General features: G+C 49.3%; 11 protein-coding genes and 1 pseudogene. 6 read left to right on the forward strand and 6 right to left on the reverse strand.

Going from position 1 to position 11,207, the window contains the following annotated elements; all coding sequences use genetic code 11:
* From K4A83_RS20010 to K4A83_RS20030, 5 genes and pseudogenes are all read left to right on the forward strand, one after another.
* Nucleotides 1-225 (forward strand): annotated as a pseudogene (locus tag K4A83_RS20010) (hypothetical protein); the annotation flags it as partial.
* 122 nt (nucleotides 226-347) lie between these two features.
* Nucleotides 348-1,361 (forward strand): type I glyceraldehyde-3-phosphate dehydrogenase, encoded by a 1,014-nt coding sequence (locus K4A83_RS20015; protein WP_265266456.1) that lies wholly within the window; start codon nucleotides 348-350, stop codon nucleotides 1,359-1,361.
* Nucleotides 1,362-1,698: 337 nt separating this feature from the next.
* A complete protein-coding gene (locus K4A83_RS20020; RefSeq protein WP_265266458.1) occupies nucleotides 1,699-2,532 on the forward strand; it encodes a hypothetical protein in 834 nt (277 codons plus the stop codon).
* A 61-nt stretch (nucleotides 2,533-2,593) separates the two neighbouring features.
* Entirely contained in the window at nucleotides 2,594-2,890 is a 297-nt protein-coding gene (locus K4A83_RS20025; protein ID WP_265266459.1) for a hypothetical protein, read from the forward strand.
* Between the two features lie 57 nt (nucleotides 2,891-2,947).
* On the forward strand, nucleotides 2,948-4,138 hold the full coding sequence (locus tag K4A83_RS20030) for a cupin domain-containing protein (RefSeq protein ID WP_265266460.1): 1,191 nt from the start codon (nucleotides 2,948-2,950) through the stop codon (nucleotides 4,136-4,138).
* On the opposite strand, the gene K4A83_RS20035 is transcribed toward K4A83_RS20030, so the two are convergent.
* The 5 genes from K4A83_RS20035 to K4A83_RS20055 all read right to left on the reverse strand — a co-directional run bounded on the left by K4A83_RS20035 (nucleotide 4,091) and on the right by K4A83_RS20055 (nucleotide 7,801).
* Nucleotides 4,091-4,906, reverse strand: coding sequence for a hypothetical protein (locus K4A83_RS20035; protein ID WP_265266461.1), 816 nt, complete (start codon nucleotides 4,904-4,906; stop codon nucleotides 4,091-4,093). The two genes, K4A83_RS20030 and K4A83_RS20035, sit on opposite strands and share 48 nt — an antisense overlap.
* A 145-nt stretch (nucleotides 4,907-5,051) precedes the next feature.
* A complete protein-coding gene (locus K4A83_RS20040) occupies nucleotides 5,052-5,369 on the reverse strand; it encodes a hypothetical protein (RefSeq protein ID WP_265266462.1) in 318 nt (105 codons plus the stop codon).
* Between the two features lie 12 nt (nucleotides 5,370-5,381).
* Nucleotides 5,382-5,567 carry an AAA family ATPase gene (locus tag K4A83_RS20045; RefSeq protein ID WP_265266463.1) on the reverse strand — a complete coding sequence of 62 codons (186 nt, stop codon included), beginning with the start codon at nucleotides 5,565-5,567 and terminating at the stop codon, nucleotides 5,382-5,384.
* A gap of 257 nt (nucleotides 5,568-5,824) precedes the next feature.
* On the reverse strand, nucleotides 5,825-7,123 hold the full coding sequence (locus tag K4A83_RS20050) for an HhoA/HhoB/HtrA family serine endopeptidase (RefSeq protein WP_265266464.1): 1,299 nt from the start codon (nucleotides 7,121-7,123) through the stop codon (nucleotides 5,825-5,827).
* A gap of 327 nt (nucleotides 7,124-7,450) precedes the next feature.
* On the reverse strand, nucleotides 7,451-7,801 hold the full coding sequence (locus K4A83_RS20055) for an antibiotic biosynthesis monooxygenase (RefSeq protein ID WP_265266466.1): 351 nt from the start codon (nucleotides 7,799-7,801) through the stop codon (nucleotides 7,451-7,453).
* Nucleotides 7,802-7,947: 146 nt separating this feature from the next.
* Between K4A83_RS20055 and K4A83_RS20060 the strand changes: the two genes are divergently transcribed.
* Nucleotides 7,948-9,999: a PP2C family protein-serine/threonine phosphatase gene (locus K4A83_RS20060; protein WP_265266467.1), complete on the forward strand. Its 2,052-nt coding sequence runs from the start codon at nucleotides 7,948-7,950 to the stop codon at nucleotides 9,997-9,999.
* A 47-nt stretch (nucleotides 10,000-10,046) separates the two neighbouring features.
* Here K4A83_RS20060 and cobM read toward each other — a convergent pair whose 3' ends face one another.
* Nucleotides 10,047-10,826 carry a precorrin-4 C(11)-methyltransferase gene (gene cobM / locus K4A83_RS20065; protein ID WP_265266468.1) on the reverse strand — a complete coding sequence of 260 codons (780 nt, stop codon included), beginning with the start codon at nucleotides 10,824-10,826 and terminating at the stop codon, nucleotides 10,047-10,049.
* Nucleotides 10,827-11,207: the final 381 nt, after the last annotated feature.

Here is an 11,207-nt window from a genome sequence, read left to right on the forward strand (position 1 = left end):
TCGCCCCCCGCCCCCCCCCTCCCCTGCCATCTCCAGCCCATCATTGAACAATTACATGACCAAGGGATTAACATTCAGTGTCAACTCTTACCGCTCCCCCCCCTCCCGATTTCTTCGAGTGAAATTCGCCAACATTATCAACAGAGCAACCGCCCTCATCCTAGCCTGCCATCCCCCATACAGACTTATATTGCAGCCCATCGTCTCTATTCCCCCTTACCCTGAAATTGAAACCCCGCTCAAGGGAATCTAAATTGGGATCGTTAAATTGCGCAGCCTTTGCGATATGATTTGGGATATTAAGATTAATTTAATGTATTGAACTAGAACACAGAGGGCAAGACGCAGTGATTAGAGTAGCAATCAACGGGTTCGGACGCATCGGACGGAATTTTTTGCGTTGTTGGTTAGGACGTGAAAACACCCAACTCGAAGTAGTAGGGATCAATGATACATCTGATCCGAGAACGAACGCTCACTTGCTAAGATACGACTCCATGCTAGGCAAGTTGGATGCTGACATTGACGCAGATGAAAACTCCCTGATTGTTAACGGGAAAACCATTAAGTGTGTCTCCGATCGCAACCCACTAAACTTGCCCTGGGGAGAGTGGGGAATTGACTTGATCATCGAATCAACGGGAGTCTTTGTAACCGAGGAAGGTGCTTCCAAACACTTAGCAGCTGGTGCGAAAAAGGTCTTAATCACCGCACCGGGGAAAGGTGGAGACATTGGGACATTTGTTGTGGGAGTGAATCATCATGAGTATGACCACAATCGGTACAAAATAGTCAGTAACGCCAGTTGTACAACTAACTGTCTGGCTCCCATCGTGAAAGTGCTGCACGAGAATTTTGGGATCATCAAAGGTACGATGACCACTACCCACAGTTACACCGGGGATCAACGGTTACTCGATGCCTCCCACCGTGACTTAAGACGCGCTCGGGCAGCCGCGATCAATATTGTTCCCACCACCACCGGAGCCGCGAAAGCCGTTGCTCTCGTGATTCCTGAAATGAAAGGCAAACTCAATGGGGTGGCGTTCCGAGTTCCGACTCCTAACGTTTCCATTGTAGATTTTGTGGTACAAGTGGAAAAAAGCACCATTGCTGAACAGGTGAATGATGCCTTACGGGAAGCCTCTGAAGGTTCTTTGAAAGGGATTCTAGGCTACAATGACCTGCCCTTAGTTTCTAGTGATTATCGCGGAACAGATTGTTCCTCCATTGCCGATGCGAGTCTAACCATGGTCATGGGTGGCGATATGGTGAAAGTTGTCGGTTGGTATGACAACGAATGGGGCTATTCTCAACGAGTGGTTGATTTAGCAGAATTAGTCGCTGACAAATGGGCTTAGTGTTTTAGCTCAATTGGAATTAACTCGAATGAAACAAGAGAAGGGTGATCTGTTTCCCCTTCTCTTTTTTGTTGAAAATTGGGTTTACTACCCCGCCCCTTGTGGGTGGGGTATTTGATATGATGTCCAGATAATCAGTTACAGTAAAGTCTCGGTTTAAGACCACCAATGAAAACTCTGCTGAGTTCCTCGGTAGTTAAGTGGGGGGCTATGCTAATTCGTCTGGGAATGATGCAAGTTTTGCACTGGTCACTAATATTACAACCGATTAAGCGAACTTGATATGACTCTGAGACAAAATAGAGAGAACTCAAAAACAGTTCACTCTCAAAGTCCTATGCTCCCTAGCAAAAACTCAGCTTCGGAAGGATTCTATCGGTTTTTCTCCTTTTTTCAACCTCCCACTATCCCTAGGAGTTGGGAGGAAGAATGGCGCAACCATGTTTTCCCCCACGGTGAGATTCAGGAACTCGCTCCCGGTTTGTGGCACGTTACCGGGGTTTTGGGGTTCACCCCCAGAGAAATGGTAATCTATCGACTGCCCGCTGGGGGGTTATTGATTCATAGTGCGATCGCCCTAAATGAAGCCGGAATGACAGCCCTAGAATCCCTCGGTACCCCCACCCTGATGATTGTACCCAACCGCATCCATCGTCTGGATGCTGCCCTGTTTAAGCAGCGTTATCCCCAGTTACAGGTGATTACTCCCCAAGTGGCTAAACCCTACGTTGAGGAAATCGTAACGGTGGATGGGATTGCTGAGGAGATATTACCGCCCTTGGGCATTATCTGTCATCAACCAGAGGGCATTCGACCTCAAGAATTAGTGTATGAACTTCCCCTCAGCACTGGAAAAGCTCTAATTTTTACCGATATCTTATTCAACCTCACCGAGTCTTATTTGCAGCAATTTGTTCCCCATCGTCAATTCATCTTGCATTGGCTAGGTGCGGCGGGCTATTTTGGCATTACGGCATTAGGGAAGCGGTTTTTTCTCACCGATCTATTGGCGTATCAGCAGTGGTTAATCACCCTAGCAGATCGTATTCTATCCTTGCAAATCATCTCCGTTGCTCATGGCGAACCCATTACAGAAAACTGTTCACAACGGTTGCAAGAAGCGGCTGCTCGTTTATCAATTAATCAAGTCTCTGGGCATCCAGAGACTTGATTAATTTGTTATATTGTGATGAGTGCAGTTCTGCACATTGTCGTAATCTGTAGTTTTCACGATGAAATTGCAAGTATCTCCTTTACTCATAGCCCTGCTTTCCACGAAAGTGGGGGCCTTAATGCTGACTCCGGTGCAGGTGGGGGCTATGCTGCCTCAAGAGACTTCTGTGAATAGGGCTGAGTCAAGTGTAACGATTGAAGTGACGAGAATTGCAGGGGATTCGCCCTCACAATTCCAGACCCAAAGGCAATTCCAAGCCCAAAGACAACGGAGGGGCGACCGGGATTATGATTATAACCGGGATTTCGATACAAACCAAGACTACGATGGAGGCCCGAGAAGAAGACGCCGTTAATAATCAGGAATGAATGGAAACGGGGGATTCTTCCCCCGGTTGCTGTGAACAATCGACATGACAGAAATTCTGGCTAACTTAATCACTCCTCTGACAGTAGAAACCTTTGTGGGGGAAATCTGGACGCAAAAAGCGGTTTATCTTCAGGCCTCACACCCCCAACGATTTCGGGAACTTTTCGCTTGGGAAGATTTAAACTATTTATTGAACTTTCATCAGTTAGGTGATCCGGACTTGCGCTTTCATCAAGGAGGACAGAGTTTAGCTGATGTACCCGTAAGACAATGGCGCGATTCTCGTGCCGAGACGCTTCGCGATCGCCTGCAACAGGGAGCCACCCTGATCCTCAACCAAGTCCACCAACGGCATCCCGCCCTAGCTCAATGGACGGCCGCCCTCCAAAGGGATCTGGGGCATCCCGTCCAAGTGAATCTCTATCTCTCCCCTCCCCATCAACAAGGATTCAACTGTCACTATGACACCCATGAGGTGTTTATTTTGCAACTCGATGGGGAGAAAGAGTGGTTGATTTTTGATCCCACTCTTCCCTATCCCACCTCAGAGACACGCCAAGACAGCGACTTACCCCCAGAAACGCCCCCTTACTGGCAGGGATTGTTAAAACAGGGGGATGCGCTGTATATTCCTCGGGGGCATTGGCACTATGCGATCGCCCAAGGGGGACATTCCTTACATTTAACTGTGGGAGTCTCCAGTCCCACAGGTTTGGACTGGTTGGAATGGGCGATCGCAAAACTAGAAAAACAACCCCAATGGCGGCAAAACCTCCCCCTCCTCGTCCCAACACCCAACACCCTAGAGCAATCCTTAAATCACCTTGGAACCGCCTTGAGTCAATGGCTCACCTCCGACCAAACCCTCCAAGAATATCGGCAACACCTGCAACACCAACAGCCCCCCCTCCCCCTCCAACTGCCCCAACAACTCAATCCCACCTTAGATCCTTCAGAATGGTCACTCGACACCCACTTTCAACTCTCCCCCCTACACCGTCCCCAGATCCTGGGCAGCGAAGAAAAAGGCTGGGAAATTAATCTCGCTAACCGTCATATTACCCTGCAAGGTCTATCCCCAGCGGCCCTTGCTTGTCTATTTAACCCCCGAGGCTTTACCCTCTCAGAATTGGCAGAAATCGCCCCTACTCTAAGCTTAGATGATGCCCTCAAGGTGATTACCCGCTTAGTGGAGGAAGGAGTTTTGTTGATTGACCCCAAATTCCCTCACTAACCACCCCCCAAACTGTTGGAGAAACACCAACAAACCCCCCCGATCTCCCGTCGGTTCTAAAGCCAGTTTTAGCGCTAAATTCATCCCTCGGGCTTGTTGGGGGTAATACACCCCAAACCGGACCGCAGATAGTCCTAAATCCCGCGTAAACTGCCCCTCCGACTCCATCACCAATTCAAACCCCGCCCGCACCAAACGAGGGCAAATCCAACGGCATCGAGACAATGTACAGGTCGGAGAGTGACGCAACTCAGTAGTCACCCGTTGTAAATCTTGTTCTAGGGTCGGGAGATAATGTACCAAAGCGGGGCTAACTTTGACCGGGGGTAAGTGAGGGATCACATCTTGCCCCCAGAGATTCAGTCCTTGAGTCGCCAACAATACAGCCCAATCCCCCCGAAGGTCATCTAGAGTTAAGGGCAGAATTTCCACCTTGGGGCAAAATAGATAGCGTCGGCTGAGTTTTTGAGCGAGGGTGAACAGAATTTGAGTCGTTAGGTCATCAAGGGGTTGATGAGTTAGCACAATCCCATCCAAGTCCGATAACCCTTGAACAGCGAGGCCTCGGGGGATAGAACCCCTCAGATAGAGACTATGGAGGCGATCGCCCAAACCCACCACACAGCCCTCCATCCATTCCTCCACCAAAGGCAGCCACGGATCTTGAATCAAAGATCGTTGGCAGTCGTTGATCAGGTAGCCCTCCTCAGTGAGCAGCCAAAAGCGACCAAAATTCAGATCCGGGGCTAGGTTTGGAATAGTTGACATGGGTTTAGGGTGGGGTTGAAAGCGTCTTTTTGCCCTGAGACAAAAACCCATATTTCAGAGTTAAAATAGGGCGAAAAAGGATTTTAAATGGTCTAAATCTGGATGCTCCAAAAGTTTGTCATTTTCAAATTAACTCAACAACAACTTAAATTTCTCCACGAATAGGCTGATTATGTTTTAAATCATATTGTAATAGTTCAAAGTCTCGTTGAATGGATACAATCTGATTATTTCGAGGATCACGAGTTAATTCAAAATAAGTTCCCTGGTCTTGATAGTCCCGATCATTCCCCAATTCAGCAAATGCCCGAATCATCTCTGGACTTAATACATCTGAAACTTTTAAGGTTGTAGATTTACAAGTGTTGTCCGAGTTTATCCCAGAAATTTTAATCAACTTGGGGAGTTTTGAGTCTGCATTATAAAAAAAACTATCCCACGCTTTATCAGGCATAGCTGCCACAACGTCTGAAGATTATTGACGGATTTGTTTAAGCTCAATAATACTGTGAGGGTGAGGAAAGGTATACAGTAACAGTGCTTCTAACAGAGAGGTTTTCCCGGCATTATTTTTTCCTCCAATTAAATTGACTTGCTTAAACTCTTTAACTGAAGTATTTTGAAAACATCTAAAATTTTCTATGGTGATGTTTTGAATCATAGTATAGTGATTTCCCTACTGGTGAGGTACAGAGTCCCTAGTTTGAGGGAACGGGGAACAGATCATCTAAGAAAAGTGTACCTCATGAGTCACAAAACCCCATCTAGCAATTTCCATTGGACAGAGCCGCATTTTCCCTATGTCCTATTACTACCCTAGCCCAAAATCGTGAAAGGGAGGGAATCTAGAAAAATTCCCTATCCACATTTAGGACAGGGAATGAACTCAGGGGAACAAACTTTTAAACTCGTGGGAGATTACGAAGAGGAACTAGGAAGAACTCCCACAGTGATGGTTAAATCTAAACGGCGATCGCCTCGTTGCACAGTCAATTCCAAACTAGACCCTACAGCAGTCTGACTAACTATCCTCTGCACATCCTCCGCCGTAGAAACGGTTTGACCGTTAATCCCTTGAATAATATCACCTCGACGGACTCCCCCTTGGGCGGCTGGGGCATTGGGTATGACCTGCACAATTAAAACACCTTGCTCTGCGGGCAGAGATTGTCCCGTTTGCTGTTGAAAACGCTGGCGAATTTCCGGGCTGAGGGCAACCATTTGCACCCCCAGGTAGGGGTGATCCATGCGACCTTTCGTAATTAACTGTTCGGCGATTTCTTTGGCCTGATTAATGGGAATCGCAAAGCCTAGACCTTGAGCATTTTGTAAAATAGCCGTGTTTATGCCCACCACTTCACCCTGTTCATTGAGCAGGGGACCGCCGGAATTGCCCGGATTAATGGCCGCATCGGTTTGGATAAAATTCACCCGTTTATCCGGGACTCCGATTTGAGCGCTGCTGCGTCCGGTAGCGCTGATAATGCCTGTGGTGACAGTATTATCTAACCCCAAAGGATTGCCAATGGCGATCGCTAACTCTCCCGGTTGTAACTGATCCGAATCCCCCAAGGCAATAGTTGGCAAGTCCGTTGCCTCAATCTTCACCACCGCCAAATCCGTCACCGGATCACTCCCGATTACCTTTCCGTCATAGGTGCGACCATCTTTCAGCGTTACCGTCACCTGTTCGGCCCCTTCCACCACATGGGCATTGGTAAAAATTTCCCCATTCGATGTGACAATAAAGCCAGAACCGGAACCCCGTTCCACCCGTTGACTGGGGACACTTGAGCCGAAAAATCGCCCCAGAGGGTCAGGAATCCCAGTGGCCACCGTGCGAGAGGCATCAATGCGCACCACACCCTGACCCACCTGTTGCACCACATGAGTCACCGGACTCACCCCGGAAGGTCGTCGGGCAATGGGTTCAGAATTAGTATTAGAAAACCGCGTCGTGGGTTCTGGCGTAATAATATTATTAGAATCTGTCTCAGTTTCCGAACGTCGTAGAGCAGGAGGCAAGACAGACGAATCAATTTCATACAGAGCATAGGCTCCCACCGTCAGGCCAACACCCAACAGCACCAAGGAAACCTGACGACCAAACTGGGTGAAGGAATGCCACACACCCGGAGAAGAGGTAGAGGGACGATCGGGTTTAACTCCCATAATATCTTGTTCAATAGGGGCAGGTTTATAAGGAGCTTTCGTCATAATCCATTACCAGGGGTACATCAGGAAAAAGAATCTTTAGACTAAACCAGTTTTTCCCGAGGCGATCGCCCAAGAGAGAAAAGGGTGGAGGGAGAGTGAGTGAGTCATCCCTCCCTGCCCACTGATGTCTAGTCAACAACAGCCCAAGTCGCAAGATTTTACTTTCAGGAGTGGTGTGGTCTTGAGCTTATAGATTCACTATAATCAAGGGTTTTGACATTCCCTTGAAGATCCTATGACCATCATGTGACAGTTTGGATAATGGATACGAAAAGCACTCCTAGGGGACATTCTAGCAACTTTGCCCCAACAAACCCCCCAGAAGACTTAACCCACCAAGCTGGGACTCACTGACTTTTGATTGGCCTCAATTTCGCTACAGACTTCATAAAACTTAGTGACGGGGGGGGCAATAAACAAATGAGCCATTTCCTTGAGAATAGCTTCACAGGCTGTATTGCGGTTGGCATCCATATCATCTATGTTATCCCAGAAGATAATCGCAATGCCTTTATCAGTCCCCGGTTCTTGTAAGAGATAAGCCCCTTGAAAGCCTTGGCTGTAGGTAGAAACGGCTTGAACAAAGAGCCTTTCGGCTTGGTCAAAGGTACCCGGCTGAAATTCACCGATGGCAACGTAAGCAAATTTATGTCTTAAAAAATCTAGGAACTCCGACATATAAAGTTTAAAACCTCTTCAACTCTGATTCTAGTTTCTCACCCCTAGAACGATTATCAGAGGTGACTTGACATTACTTGATATTTAGGGCAAAGACATCGACATGATCAATTATACTGAGTGGGGCAAGTCCCCACCCTGCTCCTATGAATCGTTCTCTCCCCGCCACTCCTACTCCTGTTTACCTTTGGTCCGTTGGTTCGGTAGCAGCGCGCATTTTGCCCCCCAATGTCATGGAAGGGCGCTATAAGGTGCTACATCCCCAAGTGTGGCAAGATATTTATCCCGAGCGATCGCCTTATATCCCCGATCCCCTACCCGACAGTTGGCAGCCCTACTTACGGCTTTATCCCCAACGGCTTCACCTACCCGAAATTTACGGCACTTGCTCCGTCGAAGGCGAAACAGTATTACTCTTAAAACACATCCCCGTCGATGCCAAGGGCAAATTATACCCCTCCCTTGAACAAGCGTGGCAAGAAGCCTCTGTCATTCGTCAAGTCTATTGGTTATGGCAAATCCTAGACTTGTGGACCCCCCTCACCGAACAAGGAATGGCGGCCTCCCTATTCGACCTAGAAAACCTGCGCGTTCAGGGCTGGTGTCTGCGCTTGCGGGAACTATTCCACCAGCCCCCCTTTAATCGTCATCCCCGCACGGGAGGCATTGCCACCGCCACCACCCGTTCCGTCGCCACCTTACAAGGACTAGCCGAGGTCTTGACTCCCTTAGTCCAACGGGCAAAATCCCCCATTGTTCCCCCACTGCAAACCCTCCTCACCCAACTCCAACAGGATAAAGTCTCCCTCTCAGTCCTGCGGCAAAGTCTGAATCAACTCCTCCTAGAACAGGCCGCCCACCAGCCCCTACGGATTGCCGTAGCCAGTGGAACAGATAGCGGCCCCCAACAGGCCCACAATGAAGATAGTCACTATCCCACCGCCTTGGAATTAGTGCGCAATGGTAGCCCCGGTCCCTTGAGTCTGAACCATCATTGTTTAATCGTCTGTGATGGCATTGGCGGCCATGAAGGGGGAGAGGTGGCCAGTCAGTTAGCCGTACAGTCCCTCAAGTTACAAGTCCAGGCCCTGCTGACAGAATTACAGGAAAACCCCGAGGTGATGAGTCCCGATGTAGTGGCCGATCAATTATCGGCTATGATTCGCATTGCCAATAATTTAATCTGTTCCCGTAACAATGACCAGAAGCGGGAAGCCCGGCGACGCATGGCCACCACCTTGGTGATGGCCGTCCAACTGCCCCAACAGGTCAATCTGGGGGGGGATGTGGTGGGGAATGGTCATGAATGGTATATCGCCCATGTGGGGGATAGTCGCGCTTATTGGCTCACAGAACGCTACTGTCAACCCCTCACGGTGGATGATGATGTGATTACCCGAGAAGTGCGCTTAGGTCGCAGTTTATCCCACATTGCCGCCCAGCGTCCCGATGCCGGGGCCTTAACTCAGGCGTTGGGAACCCGAGAAGCGGAACGCCTCCGCCCCACAATTCGCCGTTTTATCCTCGAAGAGGACGGCATTTTATTGTTATGTTCCGATGGTTTGAGTGACAATGGGTTACTCGAACAAGCTTGGCCGGAGTTTGTCCCCCAAGTCTTGACGGGGAAATTGACCATTGAGGCGGCGGTGGATTTTTTAATCCAACTAGCTAACCAGAACAACGGTCATGATAATACGTCCATTGTGGCGGCGGCCTGTGGGGTTTCAGCCCAGTATCCAGTGTTAATGAATCTGGCGGAATTGACGGGTACACCCTCGGAAACGCCTCCTGTACCTCAAGTCGAGGTGAAACCCCCAGAACCTGCTCCGGCCACCGTTACGCCCTCCATAGTAGAGGGGAATGGTCAAAGTCCGCCCCCGGTGGAAGAGAAGACAACGGAAGAGGAAGGAGCAACAGAACCACCATTACGACCGGATTATGAGTTACCGTCCTTTTTTGAGGAAATGCAGGCGAATTTAGCCCAAAACCGGGAGGAAGAGGAGGAAGTCGCTCCCCCTCAGCGTGGGGGAAATAGTGGGTTTCTCTGGATTATTGGCGTAGTGCTGTTAATCGGTGCGGCGACGTTTGGGGTGTTGACGTTACGACCTCAACTTTTCCCAGATGTGCCGGAAGAACTTCCCTCTCCTGGGGTGGAAGAGTCTGGAGAGTCTACGGAGGAGTCAGGAGAAACCCCTTGAGCAATCTTGACCCGTTAAGCCTTGTCTTCTCTTGTCAGGGAAGAAGATCAGGATTGTCGGAAGAGATGGCTGTGTGTGGGATGGTAAAGACGCGATCGCGCTGTACTCGCCCCTGACTCCAAAACCCCCAAAGCGGGACTAATCAGATACAGAGTCGTGCGAGTTAAATCTTGCTCCTGTGTCACCTGTGCCATCTCCTGCAACGGCACCAGCCAAAACTGCTCATCAGGCCAACCCACATGGAAACAAATGGCTACAGGGGTATCGGGAGGGTAATGTTCCAGTAATTGCCCTTGGGCCGCCTCCACATGACGGGCCGCCAAGTAGAGGCATAAACTCGCCTGATGAGCGGCTAAACTGGCTAATTCTTCCGCTTTCGGCACGGCTGAAGCGCGACCACTCACCCGGGTGAGGATGATAGTTTGCACTAATTCAGGAATGGTCAATTCTGCCCCCAGTTTAGCGGCGGCCGCTTGAAAGGCACTAATACCGGGGATTAGTTCAAAGGGAATCTCAGCCCCAAGGAGGGCTTGAATTTGCTCGTAGATGGTGCTGTAGAGGGTGAGATCCCCGGAGTGGAGACGGACAACGGAACAACCGCAACGTACCCGGTCAATCATCAGAGGGATTATCTGCTCAAGGGTTTGATGTCCGGTGGGGACTAATTCGGCATCGGAACGCACATCCCGCAACATTTGCTGGGGAATGAGGGAGTTGGCGTAAATGATCACGTCCGCTTGTTGTAGGATGCGGTAGCCTTTGAGGGTGATTAAATCAGGATCTCCTGGGCCGGCTCCGATGATATACACGGCAGGGTATAAGGGCATTGAGGGAAGCATAACAGGGGAGAGCAAATTTTTTTCAGGACTTTTCCGGATGGTGGGGGTGCTTCGAGAAGATTGGAATGGTAGATGCACCCTGGTAAGGCTCTGGAGATGACACTCCAGGGCTTTTTCTTTTATCTGCAATGTCGGGTGAAGACCCTCGGTTTTCCCGACGGGATGAAACCCGACCCGTATAGAAACAGCGAAGCACGACTCTTTAGCTAAGGCTCAGGGATCACTCTTAGCATGACAATTTGTGCTGTATATGTTAGTATACATCTAGTTGTTTGAGGTCGATAAACAAGGTGTGAAGGGCAAAAAAGGCTATCCTATCCAAAAAAGCTAGGAAGAGATAGGCCTTAAAACATTTAAGAGTAAGTAGAC

Origin of the sequence: Spirulina subsalsa FACHB-351 (assembly GCF_026130165.1) — a bacterium.
In the GTDB taxonomy this organism is placed as follows: domain Bacteria; phylum Cyanobacteriota; class Cyanobacteriia; order Cyanobacteriales; family Spirulinaceae; genus Spirulina_A; species Spirulina_A subsalsa_A.